General features: G+C 54.7%; 14 protein-coding genes and 1 other annotated feature (1 of these 15 cut by a window edge). Of the genes, 4 read left to right on the top strand and 10 right to left on the bottom strand.

Annotated features, from left to right (window positions below; translation table 11 throughout):
• Nucleotides 1-45: 45 nt before the first annotated feature.
• From ABID47_RS01995 to ABID47_RS01985, 3 genes are all read right to left on the bottom strand, one after another.
• Complete coding sequence (locus ABID47_RS01995) at nucleotides 46-1,956, bottom strand: helicase-associated domain-containing protein (protein WP_354494745.1); 1,911 nt, start codon at nucleotides 1,954-1,956, stop codon at nucleotides 46-48.
• Nucleotides 1,953-3,716: a DNA repair helicase XPB gene (locus ABID47_RS01990; RefSeq protein ID WP_354494743.1), complete on the bottom strand. Its 1,764-nt coding sequence runs from the start codon at nucleotides 3,714-3,716 to the stop codon at nucleotides 1,953-1,955. Before ABID47_RS01990 ends, ABID47_RS01995 begins: the two co-directional genes overlap by 4 nt.
• Nucleotides 3,717-3,900: 184 nt before the next feature.
• On the bottom strand, nucleotides 3,901-5,076 hold the full coding sequence (locus ABID47_RS01985) for a M20 family metallopeptidase (protein ID WP_354494742.1): 1,176 nt from the start codon (nucleotides 5,074-5,076) through the stop codon (nucleotides 3,901-3,903).
• 206 nt (nucleotides 5,077-5,282) lie between these two features.
• On the opposite strand from ABID47_RS01985, the gene ABID47_RS01980 reads away from it, so the two are divergent.
• Nucleotides 5,283-5,630, top strand: a complete 348-nt coding sequence (locus ABID47_RS01980; protein WP_076169921.1) for a YugN family protein — start codon at nucleotides 5,283-5,285, stop codon at nucleotides 5,628-5,630.
• An 11-nt stretch (nucleotides 5,631-5,641) separates the two neighbouring features.
• Nucleotides 5,642-6,901, top strand: a complete 1,260-nt coding sequence (gene ftsW, locus ABID47_RS01975) for a putative lipid II flippase FtsW (RefSeq protein ID WP_354494740.1) — start codon at nucleotides 5,642-5,644, stop codon at nucleotides 6,899-6,901.
• 89 nt (nucleotides 6,902-6,990) lie between these two features.
• Here ftsW and ABID47_RS01970 read toward each other — a convergent pair whose 3' ends face one another.
• The gene (locus tag ABID47_RS01970; RefSeq protein WP_076169919.1) at nucleotides 6,991-7,377 is read right to left on the bottom strand and encodes an Asp23/Gls24 family envelope stress response protein; all 387 of its coding nucleotides are present in this window, start codon (nucleotides 7,375-7,377) and stop codon (nucleotides 6,991-6,993) included.
• A 152-nt stretch (nucleotides 7,378-7,529) separates the two neighbouring features.
• Between ABID47_RS01970 and cax the strand changes: the two genes are divergently transcribed.
• Nucleotides 7,530-8,603, top strand: a complete 1,074-nt coding sequence (gene cax, locus ABID47_RS01965) for a calcium/proton exchanger (protein ID WP_076169918.1) — start codon at nucleotides 7,530-7,532, stop codon at nucleotides 8,601-8,603.
• 215 nt (nucleotides 8,604-8,818) lie between these two features.
• On the opposite strand, the gene ABID47_RS01960 is transcribed toward cax, so the two are convergent.
• The 5 genes from ABID47_RS01960 to ABID47_RS01940 all read right to left on the bottom strand — a co-directional run bounded on the left by ABID47_RS01960 (nucleotide 8,819) and on the right by ABID47_RS01940 (nucleotide 14,075).
• Entirely contained in the window at nucleotides 8,819-9,109 is a 291-nt protein-coding gene (locus ABID47_RS01960; RefSeq protein WP_076169917.1) for a YlaN family protein, read from the bottom strand.
• Between the two features lie 308 nt (nucleotides 9,110-9,417).
• Entirely contained in the window at nucleotides 9,418-9,663 is a 246-nt protein-coding gene (locus tag ABID47_RS01955; protein ID WP_076169916.1) for an HPr family phosphocarrier protein, read from the bottom strand.
• A 145-nt stretch (nucleotides 9,664-9,808) separates the two neighbouring features.
• Nucleotides 9,809-10,924, bottom strand: a complete 1,116-nt coding sequence (locus ABID47_RS01950; protein ID WP_145023692.1) for an aminopeptidase — start codon at nucleotides 10,922-10,924, stop codon at nucleotides 9,809-9,811.
• Nucleotides 10,925-11,131: 207 nt separating this feature from the next.
• Nucleotides 11,132-11,953: a hypothetical protein gene (locus ABID47_RS01945; RefSeq protein WP_354494737.1), complete on the bottom strand. Its 822-nt coding sequence runs from the start codon at nucleotides 11,951-11,953 to the stop codon at nucleotides 11,132-11,134.
• Between the two features lie 136 nt (nucleotides 11,954-12,089).
• A complete protein-coding gene (locus tag ABID47_RS01940; RefSeq protein ID WP_354494735.1) occupies nucleotides 12,090-14,075 on the bottom strand; it encodes a sensor domain-containing diguanylate cyclase in 1,986 nt (661 codons plus the stop codon).
• Between the two features lie 476 nt (nucleotides 14,076-14,551).
• Between ABID47_RS01940 and rpsD the strand changes: the two genes are divergently transcribed.
• Nucleotides 14,552-15,151, top strand: a complete 600-nt coding sequence (gene rpsD / locus ABID47_RS01935; protein WP_076169912.1) for a 30S ribosomal protein S4 — start codon at nucleotides 14,552-14,554, stop codon at nucleotides 15,149-15,151.
• Between the two features lie 142 nt (nucleotides 15,152-15,293).
• On the opposite strand, the gene tyrS is transcribed toward rpsD, so the two are convergent.
• Nucleotides 15,294-16,547: a tyrosine--tRNA ligase gene (gene tyrS / locus ABID47_RS01930; protein ID WP_354494734.1), complete on the bottom strand. Its 1,254-nt coding sequence runs from the start codon at nucleotides 16,545-16,547 to the stop codon at nucleotides 15,294-15,296.
• Between the two features lie 57 nt (nucleotides 16,548-16,604).
• Nucleotides 16,605-16,689, bottom strand: a binding site (T-box leader) (it continues 180 nt past the right edge of the window).

Genomic DNA, 16,689 nt, shown 5'->3' with positions numbered 1-16,689 from the left:
TTTGGCCCATAAGAAGAGGTTTGAACGCACTTCCTGCGGATACCCTCAGGTGAAAGAAGGCACAATCAGCCGGATTTGCTCCCAATCCCCCGGCGAGAGCAGAGCCCCGTCCTCATAACCGTCCCGTTCCGGATCGAAGAGAGTTCCTTCCACCGCCCACGGGTGGCTCCGAATCGCCCTGGGGATGAATTCCAAACGGCTGCCTCCGCGGGAAATCAGCACCTTGGTCTGCCATTCCAGGGCCTGTTCCATAATGTGCTGGGCCGTCGTTCCGTGATAATTCCGGAAATCCTGGGTCCACATTTTCGGAACCTGCCCGTAACCCGGGAACAGGGACTCCGGCTTCGGAATGTCGGAGTCCGGCTCGAAATACTGGATATTCCGGCCGCTGTACACTAGACCGCCGGCGGCGGAAAGCCCGGTTTGGCGGAACTTTTCTTTATCGATCCGCTGCCCCGCCAGGTCCGGAGCGGGGTCATGGATCAACGGATATGTGGAAACGGTACGGCCGGGTTCAGCGATCGCCTTTAAGGGCGAGAGTCCTGACGAATCCAGGATTTTCCTCACTTCCGGCACCGCGCCGCGGTTCACGAGAAAATGCTTCGGACCGATCCGCTGCAAATGACCCTTCAGCTTCGGATGCGTTTCGATCCGATCGCCGTCTTCTTCAGCCGAACACGACAGCAGCATGGCTTCCTCAAAGCGGGTCCGGCCGATTTCCCGGCCCCACTGCTCCAAAGCCAGCCTTACGTTCTCCGGGACGCCGCCGCTCGAGAAGTTGTCCAGCAGCTGCGTCATTTCGGCTGCGCTCATGCCGTTCTCCACCGCCCGGGCCGTGCTGCTGCGGGTCATACGGTATATGGACATCCGTTCGCTCTGTACCCGCTCCGAGCAGGCAAGCAGCTTCCATCGGATCCGGTACGGCACATCCGGTGGAACGATGACGTCAAAATCCGGCTGAACATAGAAGCGCCCCTCTCCCGCCTCTCGATCTTCGCCGCCCGAAACCAGAACGAAGGCCGGATCCATGGCCCACCGGAAACAGCAGCGTCCGCTGCCGTCCTCACCGGAATCGCCCCAGCCAAACCCCGCCATCGCCGTCATCCATGCCCGGGCTCCCGCTTCCGAAGCAGATCGGGTGAGCAGAACCTCCCGCTCCATCCAATCCAGCATATTCGTCATATCGTACCAGACGCCTGGTTGGAAAGAAGGATGGCAAAGGAGGTAGCGGAAATGCTGCAGCGCCGGACTGTTCATGCCGTATCGGTCCAGCACCGCCGGGAGCAGCACCCGGTTCATCTCCTGTTCAGACAGCCCCAGCCACTCGCCGAGCCGCTCCTCTTCCAGCAGAATCTCCTGGCTTTCTTTCACCGCAAGGCCGAGGCACAGCATCATATCGAGCAGCACCGCACCCGCAAGCGGATAGGTTTCAGCATGCGCGTATTGGAGCTGAAGCGCCTCAAGGTCGGAATCTTTCAGGTGCACGGCTTCCAGAAGCTTCTGGATATTTTTCTTAGATACCGTTCCTTTCGCCGTTAAGGGAAGCCCGTGCTCGGCCGCAGCCGCAAGCGCATGCAGCAGATCCAAAGCCAAGCCCGGCTTGGCTTCGCTGATCCGGTGTACATTTGAATCCGCGACGGCTTCTGCTTCGGGGGTGAAAAACTGCCGATACAATAAACCCAGGCTTTCCAAAGGAATGTAGTAGAGCTTTTCTCCCCAAGCCTTTTTCACCGCCTGGATCAGGCCGGCTCGTCTCAAACGGATAAAGGACAGCTCAAGCTCCGCACCACTTCGGCCGCTGCTCTTCACCGTGGTCCGGGCGTCGTCGCTGAACGGCTGCCCTGCAAAACGGACGATCAGCCGTTTAAGCAGCTCCGCATCCTCCGGAGCCAGCGTACGCAGGATGGATCGGATCGCGGATTCCTGCGGCCGGTCTTCGTTCATTTCAGTGCTCATGGTCGGGATGATGCCTCCTTTAGGTCTGGAATGGGACGGTCCTTCGCAGGACGGGAAGAAGCCCGCTCATGACTGGACCCGGAACGAAACAGCCCGGGATCCGAATCATATCGGACGGAATACTCGTACCCCTGTTCGACAAGGAACAGCTGACGGCGGATGGCAAAGTCCTCTTCTTTGCTTTCTTGGGACACCAGTGCGTAAAAATATGCCCGGTTGTTTCCGCTTTTCGGACGCAAAATCCGTCCCAGTCGCTGGGCTTCCTCCTGCCTGGAGCCGAAGCTGCCCGATATTTCAATCGCCACGGAAGCGTCCGGCAGGTCGACGGCGAAATTGGCTACCTTGGAAACGGCCAGCACTCTGATCTCTCCCCGTTTAAAAGACTCGTAGAGCCTTCCGCGTTCCTTGTGCGCCATTCGCCCCGAAATCAGCGGAATGCCCAGCGATTCGGACAGTTGCTTCAGCTGATCGATATACTGGCCGATAATGAGGATGCTCTCCTCCGGATGCTTAGCGAGCAGCCTGCGGACGACCTCGAGCTTGCCGGGATTTTCGGCAGCGATGCGGAACTTCTCCTTGCCCTCCGCATACGCGTATGCTTCACGCAGCTCCGGCTCCATCGCCACCCGGACTTCCGTGCATTCGACCTTCGCAATCCAGCCCATGGACTCCAGCTCCTTCCAGGGCATCTCGTAGCGTTTCGGCCCGATCAGCGAAAATACATCCTGCTCGCAGCCGTCCTCCCGAACGAGCGTAGCGGTCAGTCCCAGCCGACGGGTCGCCTGGATATCGGCCGTCGCCCGGAACACCGGAGCCGGCAGCAGATGCACCTCATCGTAAATGATGAGCCCCCAGTTCCGTTCGTTAAACAGACGCATATGCTCAAACTCGTCCTCTTTGGAGCGGCGGTGCGTCAAAATTTGATAGGTGGCCACGGTGACCGGGCGCACCTCCTTCTTCTGCCCCGTATACTCCCCGATCTGGGAAGGATCGAGCGTCGTCTTGTCCGTCAGCTCCGCGATCCACTGTCCGACGGAGGTCGCGTTCGACGTCAGAATCAGGCACTCGCACTGCTGCTTCTCCAGCACGCCAAGGCCGATGACCGTTTTCCCGGCTCCGCAAGGCAGCACCAGCACCCCGCTGCCTCCGCTCCCGGCCACCCCTTCAAAAGCGTCGGCCGCCGCCTGCTGATAGTCCCTCAGCGCAAATGAGCCGCCCCGCGCTTTCCAGCCCAACTGCAGCGGCTGTCCCTCATGATATCCGGCCAAGTCCAGGACCGGATATCCGAGCCGCGTCAGCTCCTGCTTGATCCGTCCGCGGCGGACCGCATCAAGCTCCGCCTGCTCCGGCGCGGCGCGTCGCAGCCCACTGGCCTGCACGGCGGGTATTGCCAGCACTTCATCCAGCAGCTGCGGATCGGATGCCGTCAGCCGGAGCTTCCCGGCTTCCGCCTTCCCCGCCTCGATCCGTAGCTTCCCGTATCTGCCCACCAGGCTGCGGATGTCCTGGATTAACGCGGATGGAACCTCCCATCTGGAAATCGAAGCCAGGGCGTCGACGATTTCCTCTGCGGTCCATCCCAGCGAAGCGGCATTCCACAGCGATAACGGTGTGATCCGGTACGTATGAAACGCAGAAGGACTCTTGACCAGCTCTGCAAAATGGGCCAGCTTCCCGCGGGCTTCCTCAAACCCCGGATGTCCGCATTCCAGCAGGACGGTCCGGTCCCGCTGCACGATGCACGCCTTTGTATCGCTCATCAAATCCCCTTCTTTCAATCCGAATAGTTCTTTCAGCCTTCAAACATATGAAAAAGTTCATCTCCTAGAGCGGAAATGAACTTTTCCTCTTCCATTTCAAGTTTTCCCATCGTCCGCCAAAACATTCGTGCCTTCAGGAACCCTTCTCTCGGCAAGACCAGGAGACTCGGCGGCCCGAGCCTGCCTATTCCCATCCCTGATAGGATTGGGTCATCGTCACCAGCAGCTTGGCGGCGCTCAGCATGGCCGATTCGTCAAAATCAAACCTTGGATGATGATGCGGGTAGACGGCCTGAAGCTCTTCGTTGCCTGCGCCCACGAACATAAAGCACCCGGGGATTTCCTGCAAATAGTATGCGAAGTCCTCCGCAGGCATAATCTTCTCGCAGCGCTCCACTTTCGACTCCCCGAACACCTTCGGCGCTTCGCGGAAAAACCTTTCCGTCTCCGCTTCATCATTCACTAGCGGTGGGTAACCCATCAAATATTGAATTTTCGACTCCGCTCCATAAGTCTGCGCCGTAAGCCGGGTTATTTCTTCGATCCGTTCGCGGATAAATTGGCGCGTCTCCTCATCAAATGTCCGTACGGTCCCGGTAATCCGGCACGATTCGGCAATGACGTTCTGCGCGCTTCCACCCTGGATCGTTCCGATCGTAACGACCGCCGGCCGAAGCGGGTTGACCGAACGGCTGACGATGCTCTGCAGCTGCATGACCAGCGCCGATCCGGCCACCACGCTGTCCACCGTCACGTGCGGCATGCCACCGTGGCCGCCTTTACCGATGATATCGATAAAGAACTCATCCGCTGCCGCCATCATCGGGCCCGGCGTGCTGGCCGCGGTCCCTGCCGGGAACGGCGTCCATAAGTGCACGCCGTACACCGCGTCGGCCCCATCCAGAACGCCGGCCTCGATCATCCCCTTGGCTCCGCCCGGGCATACCTCCTCCGCCGGCTGAAATACGAACCGGATCTCTCCGGGGAGATCATCTTTCCGGGCGCTGAAGTATGTCGCCACCGCCAGCAGGATCGACGTATGCCCGTCGTGACCGCAAGCATGCATGACGCCCGGAACCTCGGACGAATAATCGCACGACTTTTCATCCTGGATCGGAAGCGCGTCCATGTCAGCCCGCAGCACGACCGTTTTCCCCGGCTTGCTTCCTTTTAATACGCCGACTATCCCATATCCGCCGCCAAACCGCGTCCGGACGTCGATCCCCAGCTCCCGCAGCCTGTCCGCCACGAACGCCGACGTCTTCTCCTCGTGGTAAGACAGCTCCGGATGCCGGTGCAGATACCGCCTCCACTCCACCATTTGCGGCTGCAGCTTGCTCAGCAATGCTTCTTCTTTCATATGTATCCGTCCTCTCGCCATAGAATGGATGTTAAGTTGCCGATATGTCATCCCACATCACGGTTGTGAACCCTTTTTTCTATTGTAGCAGAAACGCTTAAGATGGGGTATCGCCCCAATACTGCCAAGGCTTGCACAAGTGTTTAAAACATAATATCATGAGTAAAGAACTTTACAGGCAACCAATAGAGGAGGATTTAGTAACCATGATTTTTGAAAATACGGGACTGGACGGCATCAAAGCCGACCTGGCGTTTATGGACGAAGTAGCCGAGAAAGTAGGCTTTGTCCGCTGGCAGTGGGAATACTACCGCGCTACATATGACTATAAGATCGAAGATAAAAACACCAATTCGGAGTATTTCGTACGGATCAATACCCGTGCGGTGGAGGGCAAGCTGGAACACCCAAGCGCTGTGCTGCAAATTGAAGCTGTGTACATGGGCAAAGCGACCTTCCCTCACGGGCTGGAATACGAATCTCCGATTCCGTCGTCCATCATGGGGATTGCAACCAAGAAGCTTCAGCAGTTTAAAGCCGCTCTGGAAGCTTAAGCAGGTCTCTTATGAGAGAAGAAAAACCCCAACAAACCAAGAGAGGGACACCGGATTTCCAACTGCTCATCCTCACCTTGCTGTTGGTTGGTTTTGGGCTGGTCATGGTATTCAGCGCCAGTTCGAGCTTGGCCATCGCTAGCAAGGATTTTCACTATGACTCGCTGTATTTTACGAAAAGACAGTTCATGTGGGCCGCACTGGGAACCATCGCCATGTTCGTCGCGATGAACATCCCTTACACCAGGTACAAGAAGCTGTTTGCCCCGCTGTTTATCGTGACAGTCATCATGCTAGTGCTGGTACTTTTCATAGGGAAAAGCCTAAACGGCGCCCGAAGCTGGTTCGGTGTCGGATCTCTCGGCATCCAGCCGACGGAAATCGCGAAGATCGCGATTATCCTGTATCTGTCCGCTTTGATCAGCAAAAAAGGGGAGCGCTTCCGTGACCTGCGGACAGGCTATATCCCGGTCATGGTCATTGTCGGCTTCGTCGCCGGGCTCATCATGATGCAGCCGGACCTCGGTTCCTGCCTCATTCTGGTGGCCACGAGCGCCCTGATCATCTATGCCGGCGGCGCGAGCCTCAAGCATATGATAGGGTCAGCCCTGCTGCTGATCCTCGGTGCGAGCCTCGTGCTCGGAGCTAACGCCCTGTTCAAGTCGGTGTCCCATAGCGGGGAACAGGCGGTGCAATCGAGCAACTATAAGCTCGGCCGGATTAACGCCTTCTTGGACCCGTTTAAGGATCCACAGGGAGAGGGCTACAATCTGCTGCAGTCGCTGACCGCTATCGGTGAAGGGCAGTTGACCGGAGCCGGATTCGGCAAAAGCGTCCAGAAGCTTCATTATTTGCCTAACCCCTATAACGACTTTATCTTCTCCGTCATCGGTGAAGAGTTCGGATTTATCGGAACGTCGATCTTCCTGATCGTCTATATTTACTTCATCTGGCGAGGGATCATCATCGCGCTGAGGTGCCCCGACCCGTTCGGAACGCTCGTCGGCATCGGGATTATGGGCTTGATTGCCATCCAGGCGTTCATTAACATCGGAGGCGTCACCCAAACGATCCCGCTGACCGGGGTAACCCTGCCGTTCATCAGTTACGGCGGAACTTCCCTGCTGATCATGATGGCGAGCATGGGGATCATGCTCAGCATCTCGCGGATCAGTACGCTGCCGTCGAAGCAGGAGCAGGTGAAATCGGTGACTGTCAAGAAACCGTCGGTCGCGGTTTCCTCCCGCAATCAGACGCGCCGCTTTAACTGAACCTTCAGGGGATACCCTGAAGCTACTCATACCAAAAAGACTAGAGGACGCTTAAGTCCCCTAGTCTTTTTTTCGTCTTATTCGTGTGCTTATTTGGTGCGCGTAGGCACCTCTTCGATCATGTCATCTTTAAAAGCGACGCCTTCCACTTTCACGTTCACTTCGACCACACGCAGACCGGTCATGCTTTCGACAGCTTCACGCACGTTTTGCTGAAGCATGCGGGATACTTCGTGAATCGGGGTTTCGTACAGCACGATGATTCGCAGGTCAATGGCCGCTTCCAGCTGGCCTACCTCCACCGTGACACCCTTCTGCACGTTTTTTCCGCTCAGGCGCTTGGCCCATCCTTCCGACAAACCACCCGACATAGCTGCGATCCCTGGTGTTTCGAGTGCGGCCAGTCCGGCGATTTTCGCTACGACATCATCTGCAATCCGTATGGTTCCATTCTCTAGTTGGAGTTGTTCCGACATGCTCCATCCTCCTTTACATCCATTATCCGTTATTGTAAATCCTAACAGGCCCAAAAAGCAAATCCCAAGCCCTGCCGATTTGTTTACAACCTTATGCAATTTGGGTATATTGAATAAGAATCGAACTTACATAAGGCAAGAGGTGTCAAAAATTGAAAAAATGGATCAGCCCCACCCTGCTCATCGCCTTCTTTATCCTTAGTGCTGTGGGACATTTCGCAGGCTGGGACGCAACGCTGCAGTTTATTCTGTCCGCGATTTCTGTCATCTTTGTGGCCGGATTTTTGGGCAAAGCGACGGAGAACGTATCGCATTATGCCGGACAGCGGCTCGGTGGATTTCTGAACGCCACCTTCGGTAACGCAGCGGAGCTGATTATCGCCATCTTCCTCGTGAAGGAAGGCTTGTTCGACATGGTCAAAGCCAGTCTGACCGGTTCGGTAATCGGAAACTTGCTGCTGGTACTGGGACTCAGCATTTTTGCCGGGGGACTGAAGTTTAAAGTTCAGAGCTTCAACGTATCACTGGCGGGTATGAACGGCTCGCTGATGCTCGTCGCCGTGATCGCCCTGATCGTGCCTGCGGTCTTCCTTCGCAGCCATTCCATTACCGGAAGCGATACCCAGCTGCTGAGCCTTATCGTGGCTTGTATCTTAATCGTGGCTTACCTTGCCTGGCTTGTCTTCTCGATGATTACGCACAAGAAGTACTTGGCGGATGTCACCGACGAAGAGGATGAAGAGCTGCCTCATGAACGCGAGCCGGAATGGTCCAAGGGCAAATCGATCCTGTATCTCCTTCTGGCGACCGTTATGGTCGCTTTCGTGAGTGAATGGCTGGTAGATACGCTGGAGACCTTTACGACGCGATTTGGGCTTAGCGAGCTGTTCGTGGGCGCGTTCCTCGTGGCCATCATCGGCAATGCGGCAGAGCACAGTGCGGCCGTCATGCTGGCTATGAAGAACAAGATCGGCGCAGCGGTCGAAATCGCCGTTGGCAGCAGCCTGCAGATCGCTTTGTTCGTCGCTCCCGTGTTGGTGCTGGTCAGCTATTTCTTCGGGCCTACCACGATGGACCTGGTGTTTACAACCATAGAGCTGCTTGCGATCGGCGTGTCGGTATTTATCGCCAAGTCGATTATCCAGGATGGCAAAACGAACTGGTATGAAGGTCTGCTGCTGCTGGTCGTATACGTTATTTTGGGCGTATCATTTTTCTTGGTGTAGCAAGGTAGCTTAAGCTCTTAACCCTGCATAGCAGGGAAACGCAAAAAAGGCATGCGCTCCAGCGGAGTGCATGCCTTTTTATACGTATAAATTTATAAATCTCGGGACCTCCGATGTGAAGGCCAAGCTGCAACTACTCATCATCGTGTGATACAGGTACACAGGTGGTCTGTACTTTGCATCTTATGTAAGCCTGCCTGCGACAGGCTGATGATTTAGGCTTCCCTGTTGTTCAGGGCTTCATAGAGGTTGGCCAGATTCTTCTCCAGCTCACTGACCAGCTGTTTGCCTGTAAGTTCGGGCACAAGACCGGCACGTACGGCAAAATCAACCTCACGTGAAAATCCGTACATCTGGGTGTCCAGCACTTCCTCATAGAGAGGGCAATAGCGTGTGGCCAGATTCTCCATTTGTACTTCAATAAGCTTCTCTATTTTCTCTGCATCATCTTTCAGCAGATTAATCGCCTTAATATTCAACTGCTCCTGCAGCTCAGATGAAGTCATGCATCTTCCCCCCTATGTCCAAAATCCTACAATTACACCCTTGTATTCTATTCTTAATATTAGACGAAATTGAACACCAATACAAGAACCTGGCCCAGAAAAACGTCCCCGGGAAGCCGAAGGAACAGGAAACTCTGGCCCATCGTCCGCAAAGACCCCGGGTTTCAATGCCAAGCGCGGCGCAAAGGGACTCTAAGGGGAAGGCTGGCGGCGGTACAAGGTTCTAGAATAACCCCGGTAAATATCAAGGTTATGACTTTAAAAAAAGCGCCCTTACTGTTGCCAGCAGGTGCGCTCTTCTTCATCGCTTACTCAGAGACCACGTTGACGTTCAGGCCGTGTTTGGCAAACACTTCCTTCATCGCCGTTTTAGCCTCGTCCGCATCCGGTCCATGAACATGAAGCTCATAGCTTTGGCTGCTTACGAGTGTCGTAAACAGACCGAGGATACTTTTGACATCGATGTACTTGTTTTCCGCTTGAAGTACGATCGAAGAGGTAAATTGGCTTGCTGTTTGGGCGATTTCTACAACAGCTGCGTTGTTACTGGACATAGGATCCCTCCGTAGCTTTTGATATCAAGTATACTATGATTTTACCACTTTTATGATACATTGAATCCGCTTTCTCGCGCAAGGAATTTCTGAAAAGCGCTGAACCTGGGGCCTTACGGGCCCGGGTTCCCTTCTTCAGCTATTCCTATTTCAAGTTTTCAGGATTCAGCCCCTGCAGTTCCGGAATGACGAAGATGCCGTCTTTGCGGATCAGTACGTCGTCGAAGTAGATCTCCCCGCCGCCGTAGTCTTCACGCTGAATCAGCACGATATCCCAGTGGATGGAGGAGCGGTTGCCGTTATCCGTTACTTCATAGGCTTGACCCGGGGTGAAGTGGATGCTGCCGGCAATTTTTTCGTCGAACAGAATGTCCTTCATCGGGTGCAAAATGTACGGATTAAATCCGATCGCGAATTCGCCGATATAACGTGCCCCTTCATCCGAGTCCAAAATGTTGTTCAGACGCTCGGTATCGTTGCTGGTCGCTTCCACGATCTTTCCGTCCTTGAAGGTAAACTTGATATTTTCGAACGAAATGCCGTTGTATACCGTGCTGGTGTTGTAGCTGATCGTGCCGTTGACGGAATCACGCACCGGTGCGCTGTATACCTCGCCGTCCGGAATGTTTTTCTCGCCTGCGCATTTTTCGGCCCCGATTCCCTTAATGGAAAAGCTGAGATCGGTGCCCGGGCCGACGATACGGACCTTGTCCGTCTTTCTCATCAGCTCGGCAAGCGGATCCTGCGCTTTGTCCATCTTGGCGTAATCGAGGTTGCATACGTCAAAATAGAAGTCCTCAAAGGCTTCTGTGCTCATATTGGCCAACTGGGCCATGCTTGGATTCGGATAACGCAGCACCACCCATTTGGTGTGGTTGACGCGCTGCCCGCTATGTACCGGATGATTGTAGAGCGAATTGAACAGTTTTACCTTTTCGTCAGGAACGTCGGCCAGATCGTTGACATTCTCTCCGGCACGGATGCCGATATAGCAGTCCATCTGCTTCATCCGGTTCAGGTCGATGTCCGCCCATGTCTTAAGCATCTCCTCCGTTGCGTTCATCAGCATCGTACGCTGCACCGATTTGTCGGTAATTTGTACGAACGGACGTCCTCCCCGTTTGCCGACTTCATCAATGACGGCCTTCAGCAGGTCGCGCTCCGAGCCGATCATCTCGACAAGGACGTTCTCCCCCGGCTGTACGTTCACGGAATAACCGACGAGGTTTTCCGCCAGTTTTTGAATTCTAGGATCACGCATGACTTATTTCCTCCCGTTGACATAACCTGTAAGCTATTTATTTGAACAAAGGTTAATTCATTCAGACTTATTGTAGCACGCATGGCAAGTCCCGTCAGCATGAGAGCTGCGGATGCAGGCGGAAAGCCCGAAGTCTGCCGGTCGAATGATGACCAAATGAGCAGCCGCCCGATCGTCCGGTATGGAACTTGTCGTCACTGGGCGAGCCTAAGGCTGGAATGATACATCGTTGACCATCGTCTCCCGCGTCTGCGCACCGTCCAGATTGACATAGTCGATCGCGCTCTCGGAGGTTAGACGAACCGGAAATCCGGACTTGCGGTTAATCGTCAAATGATAGACCGTGCTGACCTGGGCGTCGTTCAGCATCTCCCGCAGCTGCTTGTCCCCCTGATTCCAGAGCGTCTGCAGCTTTTGCTTCTGCCCGGACTGTGCATGGGTGTAACCTGGCTGCTTGCGGAGACCCTCCATTTCCGATTCAAGCTGCTTCGCCAAAAAGTCCTTTGCGCTGGAGCTTTCCAGTTCGATCCGCAGCACTTTGGTGCCGCGGCCGGCGCTGGACTCCACCTTGATGCTTTTGGGAAGCCCATGAATGCCGTCGAGCTGCTGCAGAGGGTTTAACCGGGTTAATGAAGGAGAGTTATCCTCAGGGTTCGCTTCGCTCGACAGCCTCACCCATCCCCCGTCCTGCCTGCGGAAATTCGTCACCTTTACGGTCTTCCCGGTGATTCCCCGTGCCTGGAGTCCCGTGGTCTGAACCGCCTCCCCAGTAGGGATCACGCTCTCCATGGTCAGCTGGTCGTGGCCCGTGAGCCTGCCGGTGTAAGCAAAGTTCTGCACCTGCCCCTGATCCTGGGCACGGACCGAAGCCAGGCCGCTAAATGAAAACGAATCGATGCCGGCAAGTCCGGTAATCGTCTGGGAAAACCACTCCTCCGGCGATTTCGAGTCCTGAAACATGCCGCAGCCTGTCAAACCGCCGCAAAGGCCGAGCAGCAGCAAGGCGGGAAGTACCATTTTTTTCATCATGGGTAAACTGCCTTTCCGGACAAAATGAACCAAGGTTCATTCTTCGATCATAGGTCCTTTTTGCTTTATAGACTGTCCCCCGCCCTGCCAGTTCATGCAAAAATAAGGCGCCCCCACCCGAGAGTGAGGCCGCCTGCTACATATCGTTCATGTTTTCCATTTGGATTTGGTTGCGTCCGCTGTTCTTTGCCCTGTAGAGGGCCATATCCGCTCTATAGAACAAGCTGTCTACACTCACCTGCGGGTCCGTCCAGCACCATTCCGCGATTCCGCTTGAAATTGTTACGGACGGGCTCGTCTCCCGGGCGACCCGGCTTCGGATCACTTCAGCGACTTTGACCGCCTGGTGCACCCCTAGCTGCGGCATATACACCGCCAGCTCTTCCCCGCCCCAGCGTGCAGGCACGTCTTCCTCCCGAATGGAGGATTTCACGATATCGCTGACCTGCCTTAGAATGTCGTCCCCTTTTTGGTGGCCGTATGTATCGTTAACCTGTTTGAATTCATCAATGTCCACCACGATCAGAGACCCGCAAAAATCGCTCACTTGATACTGCTGAATCATCTTATCAAGGTAATGGCGGGCGTACATGTCGGTCAGCATGTCCCGGTTGGCCATCCGTCTCAGCTCGGCATGGAGCAGCGCGTTGCTCACCGACAGGCCGATGTGGCTGGACAAGGTCTGCAGAAGCCGGTAGTTGTCATAGGAAAAATAATGAGGGCTCCGGTGCGTCAGCAGAATCGCCCCCATCACCTTGCCGTTTACGGTCAGCGGTGAAGCGATGAGGGATTGCGAATGCGTGATTTCCATCAGCTTTGAGGGGACTTTGCCGTTCAGCGAATAGTCTGACAGGATTACAGGTTCCTTTTTATGAAAGACAAGTCCGCCGAAGCCGTACTCTGCATCAAAAGACGGGGCTAGGCCAGAAACGTTGGACGCCATGACCTCCAGAACGTTTCGCTCCTCATTGTACTGCAGGAAGCAGCAGTAATCCGCCTGAAAAATATCCAGCATCTCTTCGCTGGCAAACTTGTAGATATCACCAAGCTTGAGGCTCTGGTTCAGCCGCTGGGTCAATTCGTTAATGAGACGCAGCTCATGAATCAGCAGGTTCGACTGTTCGTAGAGCTTCGCATTCTCGAACGCGTTCCCCGCCGTGTCGACCACCATGCCGATCAGCTGCAGGTCTAAGTCTTCCCGGAGCTCCCGGGACATCACCAGATGCAGCACCCCATAGACGCCCTGCTTACCGCCGAGCGGTATGGCAATTTCGGTCTGGCCTTCCATTCCTTCGCCGCTGCCATCCTGCATCATGAGCCTTCCATCCATAAAAGACCTGACGCAGATATCCTCGCCCCAGGGATGAAACACGAGCGGTTCTACCCGCGGATTGCGGCTTTGATGGTCTTGGGACATGAGCAGCCTCGCCCGGACGGTGGGGTACAGTACTTCAAGGCTGTCCAGAACTTCCGTCAGCACGGTTTCGACGTCGATCTGATCATGCATCCGCTGCATGATTTGGAACAGGATGGACCGGCGGTTGGCTTCCCGTTCCGTGCTTTCCTGCACCTTCAGAATGTCCGATACGAGGGCGAACTTAAAGCTTTTGTACAGGCAGGAACGATAGTGAAGCGCCATCGCGGCAACAGTGTCCCGGATTCCTTCATCCAATAAGCATGCGGGAATCACGCAGAACAGAAGGCACACCAGCGCATGGTCCCGGCGCGTAAAGACCGGAATAACCGTCGTGACCCAGGAGCTTCCGCGATCCGCCGGGTCATCAGGATGGACCCAGACTTGTTCCCCGGACTCCAGGCAGCGGCCGATCTCTCCCGTCAAACCGCAGAAAGGTTCCGCAAGAAGAGCTTTATCGCCTTCGATCCACCGCCCCTTGTAATCCGTCACGGCCCACAAGGCTTGTCCACTTAACGTCAGCGCCTGCCCTTCGGTGCGCCATTGGAGAAAGGCTTCCTGAATCACGTGATCCACATAGGGCAAATCATGAATGGACAAGTCGATCTCCTGCAGCCAGGAAGTAGCCGACTCTGAGGGAAACGCCAGCTCGGTATTCGTCTGGAACAGGCTTTGATGCTTGGTTGTTTCTCGTTGGTGTTCTGACATAGACAGGCGCTCCTTTACACCGTGCCCAGAGGGTGTCTTTCAAGGCACCATAAAATCACAATCAATCATTGTCATCCTTGCAATATGAAAATCCCCTGACAAAGTCGGGTTATGTCGGATGTGTTATAATAATCATATTCTACTCTGTTCCAAGCAATTTTGCACTCATATTTCAGATATTCGTCCTACTTTTTTAGGACTATAGACCTATCGACAAAATTAGACTTTTCCAGCACAATGTCAGGCCTTGACTTTTGCCTACTCTATAATATAAAATCTATTGTTGAAAAAGACTGCAATATAGTCTTGATTTGGGCGTAACGTTGTGTCACCCTCACGTCATTTGTTGCTGACAGGACAGCGGCTGAACTTTCCCGTCAGTTGTGCAGTTCGTACTAGGACGCACAGGTAAACAAATACGGCGCAAATAGAGCCCTACTGTAAATTATTCGAAAAATAAAGGAGTCTACTATAACATGGCACGTTACACAGGTCCAAAGTTCAAATTGAGCCGTCGTCTGGGAATTTCCCTGAGCGGTACTGGTAAAGAATTGAAACGCCCTTTTCCTCCGGGACAACACGGTCCTAACCAACGGAGAAAAATGAGCAACTACGGTATGCAGCTTCAAGAAAAACAAAAATTGCGCCACATGTACGGTTTGGGTGAAAAGCAATTCCGCACGCTGTTCGACAGAGCGCAAAAAATGCAAGGTATTGCCGGTGAAAACTTCATGTTCTTGCTGGAAAGCCGTTTGGACAACCTTGTTTACCGTCTTGGTTTCGCTAACTCCCGTGCAGGAGCGCGCCAATTGGTCGCTCACGGTCACGTGACTGTTAACGGCAAGAAAGTAAACGTTGCTTCCTACCAAGTAAGCACAGGCGACGTGATCGGTCTTCGCGAAAGAAGCCGCAGCCTCTCTTCTATTAAAGAAGCGCTGGAAAACCGTACGCATCTGCCAGGCTACCTGGAGTACAACGATGGAGCTTTGGAAGGTAAATACATCCGTTTCCCAGAGCGCGCCGAGCTTTCCCAAGACATCGACGAAAGACAAATCGTCGAATTCTACAACCGTTAATATTTGCTGCAACCCAGCCTGGAACTTTATGTTCCGGGCTTTTTTGTTTGTTCTGGATGAAAAACAGGGCCGACTGGCAGCCCTGTGTATCGTGGTGGTATCCCCCGGCCTCTCCCAGCCTTCTCACGGCTTCTTACATCTTCTATAGCAGCCGGAGCTTGGCAAATTTGCGTCTTCCCGCTTGAACGATATCGCCGTCCCGGACCGCGATCTCCGCATGGGGATCCTCGATTTTCACTTCATTTAGCTTGACCGCTCCTTGCTCAATGCTCCTTCTGGCCTCGCTGTTGGAAGAAGCAAATCCGATAAGGGTCAGCAGCCGGACCAGCCGGATGGCCCCTCCCTGCAGCTCGTTTTCGGGGATATCGCGCAGCTCGATATCTTCAGGAAGCGCACGCTGCTGAAAGACCGTGACGAAATGCTGCCGGGCCGCTTCGGCCCCCTCCTGCCCGTGGTACATCCGGACAAAGGCTGCCGCCAGGCTCATTTTGGCATCCCTTGGGTGGATACGGCCGCCTTCCAATCCTTCGCGCACAATCTGAAGGTCTTCATTCGTTATATCCGTGGCCAGCTCGAAGTATTTCACCATCAGCCCATCCGGCACCGACATCGTTTTGCCGAACATTTCGTTCGGTGCGTCATCGATTCCGATGTAATTGCCGAGGCTTTTGCTCATCTTCTGCACGCCATCCAGCCCTTCCAGCAGCGGAAGCGTGATCGCCACCTGCGGTTCTGCCCCGTATTCCTTCTGCAAGGTGCGGCCCATCATGAGATTAAACGTCTGATCCGTACCGCCGATCTCGATATCCGTCTCCAGCGCCACCGAATCCATGCCCTGCATCAGCGGGTAGAAAAACTCGTGAATGCTGATCGGGAGACCGCCGGCATACCGTTTGGAAAAATCGTCTCGCTCCAGCATCCGGGCCACCGTCACTTTGGAACCGAGCCCGATTACGTCGGCAAAGGTCATCGGTCCGAGCCATTCGGAGTTGTAGTATACCTTCGCTTTGTCCGGACTTAATATTTTGAACGCCTGAGCCTGACACGTTTCCGCATTCCGCTTCACGTCCTCTTCCGTCAGCTGCCTGCGGGTTTCCGATTTCCCTGTCGGGTCGCCGATCCGGCCCGTGAAATCCCCGATGATCAGCTGCACCTCATGGCCTAGCTCCTGAAACTGCCGCAGCTTGTGCAGCACTACCGTGTGCCCCATATGAATGTCCGGAGCGGATGGATCAAGACCCAGCTTTACCTTGAGCGGCCGTCCTTGCACAATCGACCGGATCACCTTGCGTTCCAGCTCTTCGTTCGGCAGGATTTCGACCGTCCCCCTCCTGATGACAGCCAGTTGGCGTTCAACCTCTTCCTTCTGGGCCGGCGTGAGTTGTTCCCAGTTCATCGTCATCAACCTCTCTCTGATCCGTTAGAATGTACAGCAAAAAGACTCCTTCGCGTCCCAAGGGACGAGAAGGAGCCTGCTCGCGTTACCACCCTAATTAAAGCAGCCGTTTCGGGGACGATCCCCTTCCACCCACTGCTTT

It is taken from the genome of Paenibacillus favisporus (genome assembly GCF_040545415.1).
GTDB lineage: Bacteria > Bacillota > Bacilli > Paenibacillales > Paenibacillaceae > Paenibacillus_AQ > Paenibacillus_AQ favisporus.
Note: the sequence above shows the minus strand (reverse complement) of the source record. Positions and strands in the feature narration are given on the sequence as shown.

Coding starts and splice junctions, on each gene's coding strand:
- rpsD (WP_076169912.1), top strand. CDS start 14,552: ATGGCACGTTACACAGGTCCAAAGTTCAAATTGAGCCGTCGTCTGGGA.
- ftsW (WP_354494740.1), top strand. CDS start 5,642: ATGAGAGAAGAAAAACCCCAACAAACCAAGAGAGGGACACCGGATTTC.
- ABID47_RS01990 (WP_354494743.1), bottom strand. CDS start 3,716: ATGAGCGATACAAAGGCGTGCATCGTGCAGCGGGACCGGACCGTCCTG.
- ABID47_RS01970 (WP_076169919.1), bottom strand. CDS start 7,377: ATGTCGGAACAACTCCAACTAGAGAATGGAACCATACGGATTGCAGAT.
- ABID47_RS01955 (WP_076169916.1), bottom strand. CDS start 9,663: ATGTCCAGTAACAACGCAGCTGTTGTAGAAATCGCCCAAACAGCAAGC.
- ABID47_RS01945 (WP_354494737.1), bottom strand. CDS start 11,953: ATGATGAAAAAAATGGTACTTCCCGCCTTGCTGCTGCTCGGCCTTTGC.
- tyrS (WP_354494734.1), bottom strand. CDS start 16,547: ATGAACTGGGAACAACTCACGCCGGCCCAGAAGGAAGAGGTTGAACGC.
- ABID47_RS01940 (WP_354494735.1), bottom strand. CDS start 14,075: ATGTCAGAACACCAACGAGAAACAACCAAGCATCAAAGCCTGTTCCAG.
- ABID47_RS01960 (WP_076169917.1), bottom strand. CDS start 9,109: ATGACTTCATCTGAGCTGCAGGAGCAGTTGAATATTAAGGCGATTAAT.
- ABID47_RS01950 (WP_145023692.1), bottom strand. CDS start 10,924: ATGCGTGATCCTAGAATTCAAAAACTGGCGGAAAACCTCGTCGGTTAT.
- ABID47_RS01985 (WP_354494742.1), bottom strand. CDS start 5,076: ATGAAAGAAGAAGCATTGCTGAGCAAGCTGCAGCCGCAAATGGTGGAG.
- ABID47_RS01995 (WP_354494745.1), bottom strand. CDS start 1,956: ATGAGCACTGAAATGAACGAAGACCGGCCGCAGGAATCCGCGATCCGA.
- ABID47_RS01980 (WP_076169921.1), top strand. CDS start 5,283: ATGATTTTTGAAAATACGGGACTGGACGGCATCAAAGCCGACCTGGCG.